Genomic DNA, 18,735 nt, shown 5'->3' with positions numbered 1-18,735 from the left:
CAGGACCGCCAGATACTATGCCCGTGAATTTTGACCTCAACGATCTCTATGCCTTCAGAGCGTTAGTGGAATACGGTAACTTCCGTGTCGCCGCTGAATCTATCTGCCTGTCCCAGTCAGCGCTGAGCCGCAGGATTGAAAAGCTGGAAGCCGCGCTGGGAAACCGACTCTTTGACCGAACCACACGCCGCGTCTCGCTGACGTTATACGGGCAAAACTTTGCTGAACGCTCCGCGCAGCTGCTCGATAACGTAGAGTCAATGCTGGCTGATGTCGATAAAGCCAGCGAAGAGCGGACGGGGCTGATCACGGTGGCCACGGTACCTTCCGCAGCCTGTTACTTTATGCCCGATGTGATCCGTCGCTTTCAGTCTCGCTATCCGCGCGTTCGCATTAAGCTCATCGACAGCAGCGCGGGCAACGTGATGGACGCCGTGGCCCGAAGCCAGGCGGATTTTGGTATTTGCTTCGCAGGAAACTTGTCGTCTGAAATCGAATTTTTCCCGCTGGTGGAGGATGTGTATGTTGCAGCATGCAGAAAGGATCACCCGCTGGCGCAGAAGAGCCAGCTGACGTGGCAGGCATTTTTTCAGCAGGATTACATCTCTCTCGATAAAACGTCCGGCAATCGCAACCTGCTCGATCGCCTGCTGGGGGATATCATTCCCGAGCGTCCCAGCGTCTGCGAAACGCGTCATGTCACCACGATGCTCGGTATGGTAGAGGCGGGGATCGGCATTGCTGCCGTTCCTGCCATGTCGATGCCGACGTCAGAGCACACGCTGCTGACCCCTTTGCCGCTGGTGGCGCCGGAGGTGAAGCGTACCGTGGGGCTTATCCGGCGCCGGGGGCGCATCCAGTCCTATATTGCGGCTGAGCTTGAAAAACAGATCACCGAGCAGTATCGCCGGACGTAACGGGGATCATCCCCGTTACGCGGATGACTTCCCTTGAGGGCGGTGAGGCGAGATAGTTCAGCAGCGCTTTTCCCTCCGCGGGATGTTCCGCGTCACGGGTGACCGCGCCAGCGAAGCGCGTGGTGTATTGCAAATCATCCGGGATTTTACCGATAAAGGTGACGCCCTGAATCGGCAGCAGCTCGCTGACCTGCTGGAACCCGACGGCGTATTTTCCTTTCGCCACTTCTGATGCGACCGGAATGCGCTCGACTTTTGTCGCTTTGCCCGTCACCTCCTTTTCAATCCCCAGCTTTTTGAACAATTCTTCACTGACATACCTGCCGCTGGCGCTGTCTGAGTAGGCGATGGAGCGAGCCTGCAGCAGGGTATTACGCAGCGTCGTCTCGCTGCTGATATCAGGGATATCCGCACCTTTTTTCACGACCATGCCGATGGGAGAGTCCGCGAGTTCAGTCCGCGTACCCGGCCGGGTCAGACGGGCCTGTTCAAGCTTCGCCAGTGCATTGCCCACCATAATCACCACGTCGGCTTTCTCTCCGCGCGCGAGCCGGTTTGGGATTGCCTGCGGCGTAGTGCCCATTGAGGGTCCGGGGATGATCACAATGTTATCCCCGGTCCGGCGTTCATACTCCGGAGCCAGCTTTTCCAGGGCGGCCTTGAATCCGCCCGAAATCATGACCTTCACGTCCTCTGCGCAGGCATTGACGCTCAGGAACATCGTCATTAGCGCGATGGCGGTAGAGCGAGACGTACGTTTCATGCGGCCCCCTGTGACTTAACGGTGTTTTGCAGCGATGCCGCGCGGCGACGGTAGAGGTAGAGCGTTGCCAGCAACGCGCAGACCGCCGCAAAGCTCATCCAGTATCCCGGCGAGGCTTTGTCACCCGTGTATTCAATCAGCGCGGTGGACATCACCGGGGTGAAACCGCCAAAGACGGCGGTAGCCAGGCTATAAGCCAGCGAAAACCCCGCCACGCGGACTTCAGCAGGCATGATTTCCGTCAGCGCCGGGATCATCGCGCCGTTATACAGGCCGTAGAGGAAAGAGAGCCACAGCAGGACGCTCAGCATCATGGAGAAGCTGGGGGCCGCCGCCAGCATCGTCAGTGCCGGGTAGCTGGTGGCGAGCGCCAGCAGCGTCATGACAACCAGCACCGGTTTACGCCCGAAGCGGTCCGAGAGGGCTCCACCTATCGGCAGCCAGATGAAGTTAGAGACGGCCACCAGCAGCGTGACCAGCAGGCTGTCCGACGCGCTCAGCATCAGCACTTTTTTGCCGAAGGTTGGCGCGTAAACGGTGATCAGGTAGAACGCGGTGGTGGTCATCGCTACCATCAACATACCTGCGACCACCACCTGCCAGTTTGTCAGCAGCGTTTTGAAAACCTGGCGCATCGCCAGATGATTGCGCCGTGCGTTGAACGCTTCGGTCTCCTCCAGCTTACGACGCAGGAAAAAGATGAACGGCACGATTAAACAGCCAAACAGGAACGGGATGCGCCAGCCCCACGCGCGAATGGCGCTCTCCTCCATCAGGGCATTCAGGGCAAAGCCCATCGCCGCGGCAACCATAATGGCAACCTGCTGGCTGCCGGACTGCCAGCTGGTGTAAAAACCTTTGCGGCCCGGCGTGGCGATTTCTGCCAGATAGACCGAGACGCCGCCAAGCTCCGCACCGGCGGAAAAGCCCTGCAGCAAACGGCCCGTCAGCACCAGCAGCGGTGCCCACAGCCCAATGCTCTGATACGACGGAATAAGCACAATCAGGAATGTTCCGGCAGCCATGATCGACAAGGTGACAATCAGCCCTTTACGACGACCCACTTTATCGATGTAAGCGCCGAGCACAATAGCGCCGATCGGACGCATCAAAAAGCCCGCGCCAAAGACGGCAAAGGTCATCATCAGCGAGGCAAATTCACTGCTCGCCGGGAAGAACGTATGCGCGATGTAGGTGGCATAAAAGCCGAACAGAAAGAAGTCGAATTGCTCAAGAAAGTTGCCCGAGGTGACGCGAAAAATCGCGCCCGCTTTCGCACGGACCGTTGCAGGTGAGGTTGAGGAAACCATGATTATCTCCAGTTTTTATCGTGACGTTATGCTCGTCTGTTTTTGAAAACTGGATCAGGAAACGGGAATTAATAAGCGCAAAGAGTGAATGAACTGATGCGCGTTGTGCATCAATGACAGGATGTTGACCAGGATTTACATACCTAACAATAACTTAACAATCGTGTGATTTTTTATTCACGCTAATTCGCTAAGTTGCTGATATCGCTGTTTTGTGACATCGCGCAGAGGAGACGCCAGGCAGCGCCTGGCTCTAAAAATCAGCGCAGCGCGTTCGCGATTGCGCTAAACATTAACGATGCTTCCAGCGGCTGAGCGCTGAAGGACGGTTCCGCCTGCGGCCAGGTGGACCACTGGACGATAACCAGGTTCTCTTTCTGATTCACCATAATCATCTGTCCAAAGATCCCCAGCGCCCAGAGCGACCCTTTAAGTGAGTTGTCGACCTTTGGCGCGACGTCGGTGGCATTAACCGGCACTTCGTTGTTCCACCACTGATAGCCATACAACCCGTTCGGATGCGCGGCGGACACCGAACCTTTTGCCTGCGTCCAGTCTGAGGACTGTTTTACCCAGCCTTCGGGCAGGATCTGCTTCCCGCCGGGCAATGTGCCGTTATGAAGGATGAACTGACCGAAGCGGCCCCAGTCTTCCAGCGTGGCGTTAAAGCCGTGGGCGCCGACATCATGCTGGCCTTTGCTGTAGGCATGCCACACGCCGTCGCTGGCCATGCCGTAGGGTTGCCAGATGCTTTTCTCCAGATACGCCGCGAGCGTCATGCCGGTTGCGCGTTCAAGCACGTCACCCAGCAGCCACGCGCCGCCCGAGGAATAGGACCAGTTTTCGCCCGCAGGGTGCGCGCGGTGTAACCCTTTTACTAATGTCCGTACGCAGTCATAGGTGCCCGGTTTGGCTTCGCACTCTGTCAGCTTTGCGAAATCGGATCCCGGATTCGTATAGTCCTCATTCCACGCCACGCCGGAGGTGTGGGTAATAAGCTGTCTCAGCGTCACACCGTCCCAGGCGGTGCCTTTCAAATCAGGTTCATATTGGGTAATAAGATCGTCGAGGGAGTGGATTTTTCCCTCTTTAATCGCTACCCCAACCAGCGCAGAGACCACCGATTTACCGACAGAGCGTGAGGTCCAGAGCGTGCTGTCGGTATTCCCTTCACCCAGATACTTATAGGCAACGTGGCCGTTTTTTAATACAAGCATGCCGCTGACGTTCTGGCGTTTCAGGTAATCATGGAGATCGTAGGTCTTGCCATTCACCTGATAGCGGGCATCGGTCAGCGGTTTTTCTGCGGCCAGCAACGGCGAGGCGTTGCCGTGATGGAACACGTCGCCCGCATAGTTGCGGTAGTCGTTGCGGAAACCCACGACGCGGTCGGCCTGGCTCCAGGTGAGCATCGTATGTGCGTCCGGCAGTTTTGTATCAAAAGGGGCAGGACAGGTGTCGAGAACGGTACCGTTGCAGGCAGCCATGGCGGCAGGAGAGAGCAGGCTGCTGACAATCAGCGCCGCGAGCAGAGTGCGGTTTGTTTTGTTTTTCATGTTTTTCTCGTATGGCTCAGGAAGGACTTCAGTTTACGAACCCGCGGCCTATAATAAAAAACGCGTTATGGGGGAAAATCCCCCGAAAAGGAACTGTGGAGGATCGCGTGGCGTCATTGATCTATTCGTTTGCCCAGCTTGAGGCGTTCACCGCCGTGGCTGAACATGGCAGTCTGGTGAAGGCGGCCACTAAACTGGGTAAAGACCGCACGACCCTGCGCGATCTGATTGATTTTCTGGAAGATGGTCTGGGTTACGCGTTGTTCCTGCGCGAGGGGCGAACCCTGCGGTTAACGCTGGAGGGGGAGCAGTTACAGCGGCAGGCGCATCTGTTGATGCGTCAGGTAAAAGCCTTTGAGGCGTTCGCCAGAGCCGTTCCGCAAAGCGCGACGCAGGATATTGCGCTCGTCTACGATCCGTTCACCCCGCGCGCTTTTTTGCAGGCGCTGATAGCAAAAATGGCGAGCCAGAATATTCGGCTGAGCCTGACCAGCACCTCGCGTGATGAAGCTGAAGCGATGCTCGCCAGCGGTGGGGCCGATGTGGGGATCTGTCAGGCACGTAATCGCAGCGTAGGCAATGAGATGGAATGGCGGGCGTTAGGGTCCATAGAGATGGATTTTTACGCCTCGAAAGCGCTGTTCCGGAATAACGCCTCCCCGGTTTCGCTACTCGATCTCTCTCTGGTGCCGCAGGTCGTTATGCATGCGGCGTCTGACGAGCCGGTCGCGCGCCGTCTGCAAATCTCCGGACATACCCTTTTTACCAATGAACTTGAGATGCTGCGCGGTCTGCTGGAAAAGGGGTGCGGCTGGGGATTTTTGCCGACGCATCTTCATGCGGCGCAGTGGAAGGATGTAAAAAGGCTGCCCACCGAGGTGGGCAGTCAGGGGATAGCTCAGACGATGGTGACCATCTGGAAACCGGGTAGCGACAAGCGCGGGCTTATCAACGAAACGCTGTCGCTGTTACCGGCGTTGTGGAAGGCCTCAGCGCTGTGAGCAGCCTTTGCACTGTTGATTCTGGATCTGCTGGAAGAAATCGTTGCCTTTGTCATCCACCAGGATAAACGCCGGGAAATTTTCCACTTCAATTTTCCAGATGGCTTCCATACCCAGTTCAGGATACGCCACGCACTCCAGGCTCTTAATGCTGTTTTGCGCCAGCACCGCCGCCGGACCGCCAATGCTGCCGAGGTAGAAGCCGCCGTGCTTATGGCAGGCGTCGGTTACCTGCTGGCTGCGGTTGCCCTTCGCCAGCATGATCATGCTCGCACCGTGGGATTGCAGTAAGTCTACGTACGAGTCCATACGTCCCGCGGTGGTCGGGCCGAGTGAGCCAGAGGCGTAACCTTCCGGCGTTTTTGCCGGACCTGCGTAGTAAATCGGATGATCTTTAACGTACTGCGGCAGTTCCTCGCCGTTATCCAGCAGCTCTTTCAGCTTCGCATGGGCAATATCGCGCGCCACGATGATGGTCCCGTTCAGCGACAGACGGGTAGAGACCGGGTGCGCGGAGAGCTGGGCCAGGATTTCATTCATCGGCTTGTTCAGGTTGATGCTCACCACGTCGCCTTCACCCTGCTGACGCAGTGATTCAGGAATATACTGGCCCGGGTTGTGTTCCAGTTTTTCAATCCAGATCCCGTCGCGGTTGATTTTCGCTTTGATGTTGCGGTCTGCGGAGCAGGAAACCCCCATGCCGATCGGGCAGGACGCGCCGTGGCGCGGCAGGCGAATCACGCGGATGTCGTGGGCAAAATATTTACCGCCAAACTGTGCGCCCAGGCCGAGGTTCTGCGCTTCCTCGAGCAGTTCCTGTTCCAGCTTAACGTCGCGGAACGCCTGGCCATGTTCGTTGCCTTCGGTTGGCAGCGCGTCATAGTAGCGGGTAGAGGCCAGCTTCACGGTTTTCAGCGTGGCTTCAGCCGACGTTCCCCCAATCACAAACGCGATATGGTAAGGCGGGCAGGCCGCGGTACCCAGGGTACGCATTTTCTCCACCAGGTAGTTTTTCAGCTTCGCAGGGGTAATCAGCGCTTTGGTTTCCTGATAGAGATAGGTTTTATTCGCGGAACCGCCGCCTTTTGCCATGCACAGGAATTTGTACTCGTCTCCGTCCACGCTGTAGAGGTCAATCTGCGCGGGCAGGTTGGTGCCGGTATTCACCTCTTTATACATATCCAGCGCGGCGTTCTGGGAATAACGCAGGTTGTCTTCAATGTAGGTGTTATACACGCCCTGGCTCAGGGCGGCTTCGTCACCGCCGCCTGTCCAGACGCGCTGGCCTTTCTTGCCCATGATGATCGCGGTGCCGGTATCCTGACAGGTCGGCAGGACGCCTTTTGCGGCAATTTCAGAGTTGCGCAGGAACTGCAGGGCGACGTACTTATCGTTCTGGCTGGCTTCCGGGTCGTTAAGAATGGCGGCAACCTGCTTCTGATGAGAAGGACGCAGCATAAAGGCGGCATCGTGGAAGGCCTGCTGCGCCAGCAGCGTCAGGGCTTGCGGCTCGACTTTCAGGATTTCCTGCCCCTCGAACTCGGCAACGGAGACGTGCTCTTTGGTGAGCAGATAATATTCTGTGTCGTCATGGGAAAGAGGGAAGGGGTTCTGGTAGATAAACGGTTTGTTTGACATAGCTTGCTCCACAAAAATAAAACCGCCGGAGGAAGACCCCGGCGGTCAGAAATCAGAACATCATGGACATCCACGGATAACCAATCAGCAGCAGGGCCGCCAGGAAGATGGCACCGAAGATAGTGCCCAGGCGCCAGTAGTCTTTGGTTGGCAGGTAGCCGCTACCGTAGTAAATCGGGCTTGGGCCGGTACCGTATGGGGTGATGATCCCCATTACACCCAGCGAGGTCACCATCAGCAGGACGAACACTTCCATATTCATGCCCGGAATGGTGGAGGCGATGGTCAGCATCGCGGGCAGCAGCGCGGTGGTGTGTGCGGTGGTGCTGGCAAACAGGTAGTGTAGCAGGTAGAACGCCAGCAGCAGGACGATAGTCGCCACGCCCGGAGAGATACCGCTCATCAGCAGACCGCCTTCTTTACCTAACCAGCTGATAAAGCCGGTAGAGGAGAGGCCATCCGCCAGCGCCACCAGGGTGGCGAACCAGACGAAGGTGTTCCACGCGGCTTTGTTACCGGTGATATCGTTCCACTCCAGCACACCGGTCCACAGCATCAGACCGACGATGAGCAGGGCAGCCATGGCCGGTTCAATCCACGCGGCGGCGAAGATCCACATCAGCAACGCACAGCACACGAAGACCAGCAGCAGGATCTCATTGCGCGACAGTTTGCCAAGTTTTTCCAGCTCGCGGGTCGCCCACAGCGGTACTTCGTTATTCACTTTCACTTCAGGCGGGTAGAACCAGTAGGCCAGCAGCGGCATGGTCAGAATCAACAGGATGCCCAGCGGCAGGAACGCGAGAAACCAGGTGCCCCAGGAGATATCAATCCCAACGGTGCTTTTCACCAGCGCCAGCGCCAGCAGGTTCGGCGCCAGAGCGGAGAGGAACATAGAACTGGTGATATAGGCCGCGGTGATAGCCACCCACATCAGATAAGAACCAATTTTGCGCGCGCTTGGGTCGTTGGGTTTTGAGCCGTACAGCGGCGGCAGGTTAGCGATAATCGGGTAGATGGTCCCGCCGCTGCGCGCCGTGTTGGACGGGGTAAATGGTGCCAGCAGCAGGTCCGCAAAGGTAATAGCATACCCGAGCGTCAGGCTGCGACGGCCGAGATATTTTACCAGAATCAGCGCCAGACGGCGGCCGAAGCGGGTTTTGTCATAGCCTGCGGCAAACATAAAGGCACCGAAAATCAACCAGACCGTTGAGTTACCGAACCCGCTCACCGCCCATTTGAAGGAGGCGCCTGCCAGCTTGAATTTTGGATCTGCCAGCTGGTCCGGGCTGAAGAGCACCCACTGGCTACACAGCGCAATGGCGACCACGCCGGTCAGGCCAATCACCGCGCCAGGCAGTGGTTCGAAGATCAACCCGACGATCACGCCAACGAAGATAGCGAAGTAGTGCCACGCGTAAGGCGGTAAACCTTCCGGTACCGGAACAAACAGCAGCAGTACGGCGACGATGACGGGCAACGCCATCATCAGCAGTCGTTTCGCTTTTCCATTTGATGCCTGGTTCGCCACTTGGGGCGTTACAGCAGTTTTTGTATTCATAGTTTCACGTCTTAAGTTGTCAAAAATTCGGTGGTGCAGAAAAAACCAAATGCGTTTTTTTAAGTTTCTTTGATTTTTTTAGTTATTAAAGGTGCGGTTTGATTTTTCATTAATAACGATTTAACGCCTTTCTGTGTGCGTTAAATTAAAAATTGATGATGTTTTTATATTGCGCTTTTGGATGCTGCAACTATTGATCAGGATCAAAAAAACAGAAGTGCGGCGTTATTTTCGTGCTTTTATTAATAACCACTCTGGCGTATGGGGTTATTATTTATTTTTATCCTTTTCTTTATCATTCTTGTAACAATTCAAAATCTGGTATTCTTTTTATTATTTGATTTTATTGAATTTTTTATGGTTAAAGGAAATTGGTATGACCAATATTTATTTAACGTATTTTAAATTATTGTAAACGGGTGAATTATTATCACTAACACCATTGTGTTATTTCTGTTATCTCAGGGATTAAATAGTTTTTTAACTAACGTAATGGCTTTAGAAACTAAAAAAATCATTATATTAGTATCATGACATCGGCAAATAACAACCAATTTAAAAATTAAACCCGATAACGAATTCTTAATTTTAAAAGTTTGGAGTTTCTATTATGAGCACTAACGAACGCATTCTTAGCCCCTTCACATTACCGAATGGCACTGAACTGAAAAACCGTTTGTTAATGGCCCCGATGACCACCTGTACCGGCTACTATGACGGTACTGTCACCAGTGAGCTGGTGGAGTACTACCGGGCTCGCTCCGGCAGCATCGGTACCATCATCGTGGAGTGCTGCTTCGTTGACGATCTCGGTCTCGCCTTCCCGGGCGCCATCGGTATTGATAACGACGAGAAAATTGCCGGGCTGGCGAAAATCGCAGAGGCGATTAAATCCAAAGGTTCGAAAGCGCTGCTGCAGATCTACCACGGCGGCCGTATGGTTGACCCAAAACTGATTGGTGGCCGTACCCCGGTTGGCCCAAGCGCGGTGGCCGCACCGCGTGACGGTGCCGCAACGCCGGTTGCACTGACCGCCGAAGAAGTAGAAGGAATGATCGGCAAGTTTGGGGAAGCTGTGCGTCGCGCCATTCAGGCCGGTTTCGACGGCGTGGAAATCCACGGGGCCAACACCTACCTGATTCAGCAGTTCTACTCACCGAACTCTAACCAGCGCGATGACGAGTGGGGCGGCAGCCGCGACAACCGCGCGAAGTTCCCGCTGGCCGTGCTGGACATTACGCACAAAATGGTGCGCCAGTACGCGGATGATGCCTTCATCATTGGTTACCGCTTCTCCCCTGAAGAGCTGGAAGTCCCGGGCATCCGTTTTGAAGACACCATGTACCTGCTGGAGAAACTGGCCGCGCGCGGCGTGGATTACCTGCACTTCTCCGTCGGTGCAACCCTGCGTCCTTCGATTGTTGACACCCAGGACCCGACCCCGCTCATCGAAAAATACTGCGCGATGCGTTCAGAAACGCTGGCGCAGGTTCCGGTCATGGGCGTGGGCGGCGTGGTGAATGCTTCAGACGTGAATGACGCGCTGGACCACGGTTACGACCTGATTGCCGTTGGCCGCGCCACCATCGCTTATCCGGACTGGACAGACCGCATTGCGGCTGGCGAAAGCCTTGAACTGTTTATGGACAGCACCAAACGCGAGGAGCTGAGCATTCCGGAACCGCTGTGGCGCTTCTCGCTGGTGGAAGCGATGATCCGCGACATGAGCATGGGCGAGTCTAAATTCAAACCGGGAACCTTCGTCGAGAAAGTGCAGGACGACGCTAACGAGCTGGTGATTAACGTCAGCCTGGAAACCGACCGCATTGCGGATATCGCGCTGGCCTCCGGCCCAAGCGAAGACGTTGAGTTTGTGACCAGCTTCGAAGAGATCCGTACCCGCATTCTGGATGCCAACACCCCGCACGTGGATGCCATCACCGGCGCAACCAGCCAGAGTGAAGCGGTGAAAAAAGCGGTTTCTAAAGCGATGCTGAAATCCAGTAAAGCGCTGGCGGCAGAGGAGGGCGTTGACCCGAACGAAACCCGCAGCGTTGACGTGGTTGTCGTGGGCAGCGGCGGTGCCGGTCTGGCGGCGGCGATTCAGGCGCACGACGAAGGCGCAAGCGTGCTGATTGTCGAGAAAATGCCAACCATCGGCGGTAACACCATCAAAGCTTCTGCCGGGATGAACGCCGCTGAAACTCGCTTCCAGCGCGTGAAGGGTATTCAGGACAGCAAAGAGCTGTTCTACCAGGAAAGCCTGAAAGGCGGCGGTAACAAGAACAACCCGGAACTGCTGCGTCGCTTTGTCGAGAACGCACCGGAAGCAATTGAGTGGCTGGCAACCCGCGGCATTATGCTCAACGACATCACCACCACCGGCGGGATGAGCATCGACCGTACTCACCGTCCAAAAGACGGTTCTGCAGTAGGCGGCTATCTGATCAGCGGTCTGGTGCGTAATGTCAACAAACGCAACATCGAGGTGATGCTGGATACCTCCGTCAGTGACATTATTTTCGAAAACGGCGAAGTGAGCGGCGTGCGCCTGACGACCGAAGAGAATGAAACCGTCATCGTGGCAACCAAAAGCGTGATTGTGGCGACCGGCGGCTTCAGCGCCAACAGCCAGATGGTGGTGAAATACCGTCCGGACCTGGAAGGATTCGTCACCACCAACCATAAAGGGGCCACCGGCGGCGGTATCGCACTGCTGGAGCGCATCGGGGCGGGCACCGTGGATATGGGCGAAATTCAGATTCACCCCACCGTGGAGCAGAAAACCTCGTACCTGATTTCCGAATCCATCCGCGGCGGCGGGGCGATTCTGGTCAATCAGAAAGGGGAGCGCTTCTACAACGAAATGTCGACCCGCGACAAAGTCTCCGCGCAGATCATCGCGCTGCCAGAGAAATACGCTTACATCGTCTTTGATGAACACGTACGCGCCAAAAACAAAGCTGCGGATGAGTACATCGCCAAAGGGTTCGTGACCAGCGCCAGCTCACCAAAAGCCCTGGCCGAAGCGCTGGGCATGGATCATCACGCCTTCCTGGCAACGCTGGAACGCTACAACGGCTTTGTCGAGAAACAGCACGACGATGATTTTGGCCGTACCACCGCGCTGCGTGCGCCAATCAATGAAGGGCCGTTCTACGCCATTCAGATTGCGCCGGGCGTGCACCACACCATGGGCGGTGTGACCATCAACACTGAAACCTGCGTGCTGGACAGCAACCACAACGTGCTGCCAGGGGCATTTGCTGCGGGTGAAGTGGTCGGCGGGATCCACGGCGGTAACCGTATCGGCGGTAACGCGGTGGCAGACATCATTATTTTTGGTACCCTTGCCGGACATCAGGCGGCGATGCGCGCAAAAATGGCATAAAGCACCTGTGTTGTAGGCCGGATAAACGCAACGTTATCCGGCGATTTCCCCGGCGGCGCGGTGCTTGCCGGGGCTACATCTGAGGAAACATGCATGTCAGATAACCGTGTTTACAGTTACTCCGCCGTCCTGATGGGTTCCCCCATCCTCCTGAAACTCTTCTCCCATGACGAAGCCCTCGCCTCCCGCGTGTTTCGACTCATCAAACAGTATGAAGATCTGCTTACCGTCAACCGTGCCCACTCGCAGGTGATGGACATCAACCACGCGGCTGGTCAGCATCCGGTCATCGTCAGCCGACCGGTGTTCGAGCTGATCCGCTGTGCAAAAGCGGCAAGCCTGCTCAAGGACAGCGCTTTTAACCTGGCGATAGGCCCGCTGGTGAAGCGCTGGAAAATTGGTTTCCGGGGTGACAGCGTTCCGCCTGCTGATGACATTGCGGCGCTGCTGGCGATTACCCGTCCTGAGGATGTCATCCTTGATGAGGCGCAGAGCAGCGTGTTTCTGGCGAGAGCAGGCATGGAGATCGACCTGGGCGCCATCGCCAAAGGCTATATCGCTGACCGGGTGCGGGATTACCTGCACAAAGAGGGGACCGAGCGGGGACTCATCAACCTGGGGGGAAATATCCAGACGTTGGGCTCACCGGAAGGGGGCTGGAGCGTCGGGCTGAAAAAACCGTTCGTCAGCGACGCGCTGATTGGCGCGATGACGGTGGAAAACCGCTCCGTGGTGACGTCAGGAACCTACGAGCGCTTCTTTGAGCAAAACGGCAAGCGCTATCACCATATTCTCGATCCGCGCACCGGATACCCGCTGGACAACGCGCTGGACAGCGTCACCATCGTGTCAAAAGAGTCTATCGACGGCGATATCTGGACCACGCTGATGTACGGCATGGGCGTGGAGAAGGGCTGCGCGGCGCTGCGCTCTCGCCCGGATATTGAAGCCATTTTTGTGACCAAAACAAAAGAAGTGGTGATCTCATCGATGCACCACTTCCGCTTTACGTTGCTGGATAATACCTACCGCGTTACTGACAGTACTGCTTAAGCAGCCCCGTCTGTTCCGGCTGGAGACGGTAACGATACACTGGCCGCCCGGTGGCACCGTAGTGAATGCTGGTGAACAGAATGTTGATTTGCGCCAGCCAGATCAGGTATTTGCGGCACGACACGCGGGAGATATTCACCGCGCTCGCCAGGTCATCGGTGGAAAACTCCATTTCCGGGTGGGCGTCAATCCACTGGCAGATCGTGCGCAGCGTCTGCGGCGTTAACCCTTTCGGCAGTTTTTTGCTGTCCGCCAGCTCCGGCGCTCCGCCGTGGATCAGGCGGTCAACGTCGGCCTGTTCATAATACGGATGCGATTCCATCAGGTTATGCTTCGCTTTCCAGCCGTTGAGCGCCTCTTCAAAGCGCGGGAACTGGAAGGGTTTGATCAGGTAATCCACCACGCCGTAGTGGATAGAGGTCTGGATCGTGGCGGCATCGGCGGCCGAGGAGATCATAATGACATCGATCGGGCGGCCGGACGCGCGAATCACGGGCAGCAGATCCAGCCCGTTATCCTGCTGCATATAGACATCCAGTAGCACCAGATCGACCGGCTGACCGGGGTCGTTAATCATGGCCTTCGCCTGGTTGAGCGTGGAGGCGACACCGCAGCAGCTAAAGCCTTCAACACGGTTGACATACAGACGGTTGAGGTCGGCCACCATGGCGTCATCATCGACAATTAATACATTTATCACGCGATATTCCTCTCGCTATCCCAGGGGATGTGAACAAAAAATTGGGTAAAGACGCCAGGCTCAGACTCCACGGAGATCTCTCCGCCCAGGTTCTGAATCTGCTGGCGAGCAAGGAACAGCCCAACGCCGCGGTTTTCACCTTTCGTTGAGAAGCCCTTAGTAAAAATAGCCTCCAGCTGAGTGGGATCAATGCCGGGGCCATCGTCGCTGACTTCGCAACTAAGCCAGCCATTCTGATAATGCAGCAGCAGGCCGATCTCGCCTTCCTGCTGTCCTTCCATCGCGTCGAGCGCGTTTTCAATCAGGTTACCCAGCGCGGTGATCAACACCGCGACCTGCTCTTCGCTGGCGGTATCCGGTATCTGGCTTTCGTCCGCCAGCGTCAGGGTGACGCCCGCCTCTTTTGCCCGGTTGATTTTACCCAGCAGGAACCCGGCAATGACCGGCGATTTTACCTTGCTCTGGATCGTACCGATATCCGTCTGGTAATTATGCGCCGTCTGGATGATGTACTCCTCCAGCTTGTCGTAGCGCTTCATATGAAGCAGGCCAAGGATCACATGCAGTTTATTCATAAACTCGTGCGTGTGGCTGCGCAGGGCATCGACGTAGTTGACCATGCCATCAATGCGCTGCATCAGCTGGCTGATTTCCGTTTTATCGCGGAAGGTGGCGATCGCCCCGATGACCTGCTCCTGGCTTTTGACCGGCACCATGTTGCACAGCAACAGCCGACCGTTACAGCTGATCTCCTGATCCTGGCGCGCGACGCCGGTTTTTGAAATCTCACGCAGGCTGGCTAAAAGTGGTGCGCTGGCGTTTTCCGTTTGCTTGCCGGAGGGCAGGAGTAAAATTTCTCTGGCGGTGTGGTTGATCATCGTCACGCGCCCGTGAATATCGACGGCCAGTACGCCTTCGCGAAGCGACTGCAGCATCGCCTGACGTTGTTCGAAAAGGGCGGATATCTCGTAGGGTTCGAGGCCGAACAGAATGCGCTTCAGCACCCGCACCAGGCCCCAAATCGCCATCGAACTCATAAAGATACTGAATAATATCGTCCAGAGCGCATTCAGCCGCCCGCGGGCAATCTGGTCTTCCACCTTTTTGAGGGAGATACCGACCACCACCACCCCGATCTGATCGTGCTGGCTGTCATAAACCGGGGTAAAGACGCGAAGCGCTTCGGCGAGGGCGCCCCGGTTAACCGAGACATTCTCTTTACCTTCCAGGGCGGGTTCCAGATCGTTACCAATAAAATGCAGGCCAATCAGTGCTTCGTTTGGGTGCGAGTAGCGAATACCGCGCATGTCGGTCACCACGGTGAGCAGCAGATCGTTACGTTGGGTGACCGCTTTGGCGATGGGCTGAATAATGTCGGCCTGCGGGGACTGCATCAGACCTCGCTGGATCTCCGGGCTGTCGGCCAGCGTGCGGGCGATACCCAGTGCGGTGTCTTTGACATCATCGCGGGTGGCCCGGGTGATCTGAACGGAGTAGAGCGCAAAGACCAGAAGCAGCACAGAGGCAATAATCGCGCATACCATCAACGTGACCAGCGTGTTCAGTTTCATGGGGCGCTTGCGCGTCAGAAGGAAAGGCTGCAAATCGCTCATCAATACTCCGCGATGATTAACAAAGGGGTAATTATCGCTGATGACGCGCGTTTCTTAAAGCCATGTAAAGGCGTGGATTTGGTCCTCTTTTCGTGACCCTCCTCGCAGGTCATCCATATAAAACACTTTATAGTGTGTGGGTACTCATAATAAGGAGGCTGTTTATGAGCATTATGCTTACCGGTTCGGTCAAGGAAAGACGGCACGCCAGCACGATGAATATTGATAGATTGTCCACGCTGGACATGCTGAAGGTCATTCACCAGGAAGATGCACTCATTTCCGCTGCAATATCCCCCTGTTTAACGACGATCGCCCGCGTGGTGGATAACGCCGCGGCGACTCTTAGTCACGGGGGCCGTCTGGTTATTGTTGGGGCGGGGCCGTCTGGCCGTGTCGCACAACAGGCTGCCGATGAATATGCGCCGGGCAAAACCCCCGTGATTGCCGTGACGGCACAGGAAGGGGAAGGGAGCTACGAGCGTGGCGTTGCCGATCTGCAGGCCATTAAGTTTGGTGAACACGATATGATGCTGGCGGTCACCGTTAGCGGAAAAACGCCGTGGGTCTGGGGTGCAATGCGCCATGCATGGTCGCTGGGCTCTATGGTCGCCATCATTACCGGTGATGCACAAAGTGAAGCGGCGCAGCTGGCAAGCATGGTGATTGCCCCGGCGCTGGGAGCTGATGTGGTGGCAGGCTTTAGCAATACCAAAGCGGGGATTGCGCAAAAAATGATCCTCTCGATGGTCACCACCGGGCTGGCCGTGCGGACCGGGCGCGTTTACAGCAACCTGCGGGTGGATCTGGAGGCACGCAATACCAAATGGGCCGAACGACAAATTGCCATTGTGATGGAGGCGGGGGGCTGCACCCGGGCGCAGGCAAAAGCCGCGCTTGAGAGCTGTAACCATAACTGTAAAACGGCAGTCCTGATGGTACTGACCGGGCTGGATGCATGGAAAGCCCACGAACTGCTGGCGCAGAATAACGGGTTTATTCGCGTGGCGTTGCAGGAAGCGCCGTAAATTCGGCTCTTATAAATGAAAAAAAGCCCGCGAGTGCGGGCTTTAGTATTTTTGGGGATTAGAACTGGTAGGTCATGCCTACGCCAACGATGTCGTCGGTAGAGATACCGTACGCATCATACAGCGCTTCATCCTGATCCAGCATGTTGATTTTGTAATCAACATAGGTGGAGAAGTTTTTGTTGAAGCTGTAAGTCATGCCCAGGTCAATGTAGTTAACCAGATCCTGGTTGAAGCCCTGACCATCCAGGTCTTTACCTTTTGAGTAAACCCATGCCAGGGAAGGACGCAGACCGAAGTCGAACTGGTACTGTGCAACCGCTTCGAAGTTCTGAGTCTGGTTGGCGATACCAAAGTTGCCGATTGGCGTCATGTTGCGGGTTTCCGCATACATCATCGCCAGGTAAACGCTGTTTGCATCGTATTTCGCGCCAACGGTCCAGGCTTCAGCTTTTTCCCCACCGGCATAGCCCATATCTTCCATGCCTTTACCGTACGCAACCTGCTTGTTAGTACGGTCTGAGGAAGAGTACGCCGCACCCAGGCTCAGGCCAGACAGGTCGCCAGAGAAATCATAGGAGGTAGACATACCGAAGCCGTCACCGTTCTGGAAGCGAACGTCTTCATGACCGTTTTTGGTGCCTTCCTGATCTTCCTGAGCAAACTGGCCTTCATTCGCCCCCTGATACTGCAGTGCGAAATTCAGACCTTCAACCAGACCGAAGAAATCACTATTACGGTAGGTTGCCAGTCCGTTAGCACGGCCGTTCATGAAGTTATCGGTCCAGGTGTAAGAATCACCGCCGAATACTGGCAGCATATCGGTCCAGGCTTCAACGTCATACACCACGCCATAATTACGGCCATAGTCAAATGAACCGTATTCGCCATATTTCAGGCCAGCGTACGCCAGACGGTTGAAAGAGTTACCACCTGCGTTTTCAGTATCGTTGGCGTAGGTTTTATATTCCCACTGGCCGTAACCCGTCAGCTCATTTGTAATCTGAGTTTCGCCTTTGAAACCCACCTGTACATAGGTTTCATCGCCGTCGTCACCAGGGTTGTCAGAGAAGGTATGACGCGCATCAACTTTGCCATACAGGTCAACTTTGTTGCCGTTTTTATTATAAATTTCAGCCGCATTTGCTGCGCCAGCCATTAATAATGCGGGTACCAGAATTGCCAGAACTTTTCTTTTCATTATATATTCCCTTTAAAGATAATTTATATGAATATATGTAATCACCCTCCGTAATTACGATTTTGATACTATTCTATGGATTGTTATTTTGGTTCAAAAATAAATGTAATTAAATCGGTAAAAATATTGCAAAATATTTCTAAAGCTCTCATTATTTTTCATGTGAATTAATGAACTGAATACATTGCGCATAATTATTATTAAGTATTTCTCATTTCTATTTTTTAAATCATTTAATTCGGCTGTGTTATAATCCATGGCCTGTTTTCGTCACAGGATAGAATGATGGAACCCATACAGTGGCAGCAGCGTTTTGAATCCTGGCTTGATGAACATCACGCCAGCGAAGACAGTGCGCATGATATTTCGCACTTCCGACGCGTCTGGATGACGGCCCGCAAAATAATGATTCATCATCAGGCCGATCCGCTGGTGGTCCTGACCGCCTGCTATTTTCACGACATAGTTAGCCTGCCGAAAAATCATCCTGAACGCAGTCAGTCATCGCGTCTGGCGGCGCGCAAAACGCGGGACATTCTGCACCGCGATTTCCCGGACTTTCCACCGAATCGCTTTGCCGCCGTGGAGCACGCCATCGAGGCGCACAGTTTCAGCGCGGGTATTGCGCCGCAAAGTATCGAGGCCAAAATTGTCCAGGACGCCGATCGTCTCGAAGCGCTGGGCGCGATTGGCCTGGCGCGCGTGTTTGCCGTCTCGGGGGCGCTGGGCGTGGCACTGTTTGACGCGGAAGATCCCTTTGCCGATGCGCGCTCGCTGGATGACCGGGCATTTGCCCTCGATCATTTTCAGACTAAGCTGCTGCGCTTGCCTGATACAATGCAAACCGACGTCGGGCGCGAGCTCGCGCAACATAACGCCGATTTTCTCGTTCACTTTATGGCGAAACTCAGTTCCGAATTACAGGGCGACTGCATCGGGCTGGATAGCCAGATTCAGCACCGCTTCTGTCGCAGTTTGCCCAACTGAACTGTGGTAATCTGTT

The 18,735-nt window shown here is 55.3% G+C and carries 14 protein-coding genes; 6 read left to right on the top strand and 8 right to left on the bottom strand.

Annotated elements, in window-relative coordinates; translation table 11 throughout:
- Window positions 1-17 precede the first annotated feature (17 nt).
- Complete coding sequence (locus tag ACOTYN_RS16115) at window positions 18-917, top strand: LysR family transcriptional regulator (protein ID WP_045134964.1); 900 nt, start codon at window positions 18-20, stop codon at window positions 915-917.
- Here ACOTYN_RS16115 and ACOTYN_RS16110 read toward each other — a convergent pair.
- From ACOTYN_RS16110 to ACOTYN_RS16100, 3 genes are all read right to left on the bottom strand, one after another.
- Window positions 892-1,680 carry a substrate-binding domain-containing protein gene (locus tag ACOTYN_RS16110; RefSeq protein WP_071922088.1) on the bottom strand — a complete coding sequence of 263 codons (789 nt, stop codon included), beginning with the start codon at window positions 1,678-1,680 and terminating at the stop codon, window positions 892-894. The two genes, ACOTYN_RS16115 and ACOTYN_RS16110, sit on opposite strands and share 26 nt — an antisense overlap.
- On the bottom strand, window positions 1,677-2,990 hold the full coding sequence (locus tag ACOTYN_RS16105) for an MFS transporter (RefSeq protein WP_071922089.1): 1,314 nt from the start codon (window positions 2,988-2,990) through the stop codon (window positions 1,677-1,679). The genes ACOTYN_RS16110 and ACOTYN_RS16105 overlap by 4 nt, the downstream gene beginning before the upstream one ends.
- 260 nt (window positions 2,991-3,250) lie before the next feature.
- Window positions 3,251-4,546, bottom strand: a complete 1,296-nt coding sequence (locus ACOTYN_RS16100) for a serine hydrolase domain-containing protein (RefSeq protein ID WP_014884421.1) — start codon at window positions 4,544-4,546, stop codon at window positions 3,251-3,253.
- Between the two features lie 95 nt (window positions 4,547-4,641).
- Here ACOTYN_RS16100 and ACOTYN_RS16095 point away from each other — a divergent pair, with 95 nt between their 5' ends.
- Window positions 4,642-5,547: a LysR family transcriptional regulator gene (locus tag ACOTYN_RS16095; protein ID WP_071922090.1), complete on the top strand. Its 906-nt coding sequence runs from the start codon at window positions 4,642-4,644 to the stop codon at window positions 5,545-5,547.
- Here ACOTYN_RS16095 and fumA read toward each other — a convergent pair.
- Window positions 5,536-7,185 carry a class I fumarate hydratase FumA gene (fumA, locus tag ACOTYN_RS16090; RefSeq protein ID WP_032636107.1) on the bottom strand — a complete coding sequence of 550 codons (1,650 nt, stop codon included), beginning with the start codon at window positions 7,183-7,185 and terminating at the stop codon, window positions 5,536-5,538. The two genes, ACOTYN_RS16095 and fumA, sit on opposite strands and share 12 nt — an antisense overlap.
- A 52-nt stretch (window positions 7,186-7,237) precedes the next feature.
- A complete protein-coding gene (locus ACOTYN_RS16085) occupies window positions 7,238-8,746 on the bottom strand; it encodes an anion permease (RefSeq protein WP_332957421.1) in 1,509 nt (502 codons plus the stop codon).
- Window positions 8,747-9,356: 610 nt separating this feature from the next.
- Between ACOTYN_RS16085 and ACOTYN_RS16080 the strand changes: the two genes are divergently transcribed.
- On the top strand, window positions 9,357-12,137 hold the full coding sequence (locus tag ACOTYN_RS16080) for a flavocytochrome c (protein ID WP_332957419.1): 2,781 nt from the start codon (window positions 9,357-9,359) through the stop codon (window positions 12,135-12,137).
- Window positions 12,138-12,230: 93 nt separating this feature from the next.
- Entirely contained in the window at window positions 12,231-13,190 is a 960-nt protein-coding gene (locus ACOTYN_RS16075; RefSeq protein WP_096217924.1) for an FAD:protein FMN transferase, read from the top strand.
- Here the strand turns inward: ACOTYN_RS16075 and dcuR are convergent.
- Window positions 13,171-13,890: a two-component system response regulator DcuR gene (gene dcuR / locus ACOTYN_RS16070; protein WP_014884414.1), complete on the bottom strand. Its 720-nt coding sequence runs from the start codon at window positions 13,888-13,890 to the stop codon at window positions 13,171-13,173. The genes ACOTYN_RS16075 and dcuR overlap by 20 nt on opposite strands.
- Window positions 13,887-15,503, bottom strand: a complete 1,617-nt coding sequence (locus ACOTYN_RS16065) for a sensor histidine kinase (protein ID WP_014884413.1) — start codon at window positions 15,501-15,503, stop codon at window positions 13,887-13,889. Before ACOTYN_RS16065 ends, dcuR begins: the two co-directional genes overlap by 4 nt.
- Before the next feature lie 164 nt (window positions 15,504-15,667).
- On the opposite strand from ACOTYN_RS16065, the gene ACOTYN_RS16060 reads away from it, so the two are divergent.
- Window positions 15,668-16,531 carry an N-acetylmuramic acid 6-phosphate etherase gene (locus tag ACOTYN_RS16060; RefSeq protein WP_014884412.1) on the top strand — a complete coding sequence of 288 codons (864 nt, stop codon included), beginning with the start codon at window positions 15,668-15,670 and terminating at the stop codon, window positions 16,529-16,531.
- Between the two features lie 58 nt (window positions 16,532-16,589).
- On the opposite strand, the gene ompC is transcribed toward ACOTYN_RS16060, so the two are convergent.
- Window positions 16,590-17,732, bottom strand: coding sequence for a porin OmpC (gene ompC, locus ACOTYN_RS16055; protein WP_023338500.1), 1,143 nt, complete (start codon window positions 17,730-17,732; stop codon window positions 16,590-16,592).
- A gap of 285 nt (window positions 17,733-18,017) precedes the next feature.
- On the opposite strand from ompC, the gene ACOTYN_RS16050 reads away from it, so the two are divergent.
- On the top strand, window positions 18,018-18,719 hold the full coding sequence (locus ACOTYN_RS16050; protein ID WP_071922093.1) for a phosphohydrolase: 702 nt from the start codon (window positions 18,018-18,020) through the stop codon (window positions 18,717-18,719).
- The last annotated feature ends 16 nt before the right edge of the window (window positions 18,720-18,735 follow it).

The sequence above is a fragment of the Enterobacter cloacae complex sp. IR5458 genome (assembly GCF_049238025.1).
GTDB lineage: Bacteria > Pseudomonadota > Gammaproteobacteria > Enterobacterales > Enterobacteriaceae > Enterobacter > Enterobacter kobei.
This window is presented reverse-complemented; position numbering and strand designations above follow the sequence as displayed.